The sequence below is a fragment of the Nocardia sp. NPDC003183 genome (genome assembly GCF_053590715.1).
In genome coordinates this window covers 1-1,422 of sequence record NZ_JBSFTG010000039.1, presented here as the reverse complement: position 1 = coordinate 1,422, position 1,422 = coordinate 1, and the positions used below count along the sequence as shown (strand labels likewise).

Here is a 1,422-nt window from a genome sequence, read left to right as displayed (position 1 = left end):
TGTTTCAGAAACCGCACAGTGGACGCGTAACACCTTCGTAGTAAGCCCTCGGCCTATTAGTACCAGTCACCTACACCAGTTACCTGGCTTCCAATTCTGGCCTATCAACCCCATGGTCTGTAGGGGGCCTTAACCCATCAAGTGGGAGAGAAACCTCATCTTGGAACAGGCTTCCCGCTTAGATGCTTTCAGCGGTTATCCCTTCCGAACGTAGCCAACCAGCAGTGCTCCTGGCGGAACAACTGGCACACCAGAGGTTCGTCCGTCCCGGTCCTCTCGTACTAGGGACAGCCTTCCTCAAGTTTCTTACGCGCGCGGCGGATAGAGACCGAACTGTCTCACGACGTTCTAAACCCAGCTCGCGTGCCGCTTTAATGGGCGAACAGCCCAACCCTTGGGACCTACTCCAGCCCCAGGATGCGACGAGCCGACATCGAGGTGCCAAACCATCCCGTCGATATGGACTCTTGGGGAAGATCAGCCTGTTATCCCCGGGGTACCTTTTATCCGTTGAGCGACACCGCTTCCACTTGCCGGTGCCGGATCACTAGTCCCGACTTTCGTCCCTGCTCGACCTGTCAGTCTCACAGTCAAGCTCCCTTGTGCACTTGCACTCAACACCTGATTGCCAACCAGGCTGAGGGAACCTTTGGGCGCCTCCGTTACATTTTGGGAGGCAACCGCCCCAGTTAAACTACCCACCAGGCACTGTCCCTGAACCAGATCATGGTCCGAGGTTAGAAGTCCAATACGATCAGAGTGGTATTTCAACGACGACTCCCACAACACTAGCGTGTCGCTTTCACAGTCTCCCACCTATCCTACACAAACCGTACCGAACACCAATACCAAGCTATAGTGAAGGTCCCGGGGTCTTTTCGTCCTGCCGCGCGTAACGAGCATCTTTACTCGTAATGCAATTTCGCCGAGTCTGTGGTTGAGACAGCAGAGAAGTCGTTACGCCATTCGTGCAGGTCGGAACTTACCCGACAAGGAATTTCGCTACCTTAGGATGGTTATAGTTACCACCGCCGTTTACCGGGGCTTAAATTCTCAGCTTCGCCCTTACAGGCTAACCGGTCCTCTTAACCTTCCGGCACCGGGCAGGCGTCAGTCCGTATACATCGTCTTACGACTTCGCACGGACCTGTGTTTTTAGTAAACAGTCGCTTCTCTCTGGTCTCTGCGACCTCGTCCAGCTCAGTCCGTAAAGAACGTCACCAGACCAGGTCCCCCTTCTCCCGAAGTTACGGGGGCATTTTGCCGAGTTCCTTAACCACAGTTCTCTCGATCGCCTTAGTATTCTCTACCTGACCACCTGTGTCGGTTTGGGGTACGGGCCGTGTACCAGCTCGCTAGAGGCTTTTCTCGGCAGCATAGGATCACTGAATTCCCCTCAACGGGTACGCATCACGTCTCAGG

1 rRNA gene is annotated in these 1,422 nt (G+C 54.7%); it reads right to left on the bottom strand.

The features are described from left to right. Positions 1-36: 36 nt before the first annotated feature. A 23S ribosomal RNA gene (locus tag ACWDXS_RS35625) occupies positions 37-1,422 on the bottom strand; the annotation flags it as partial.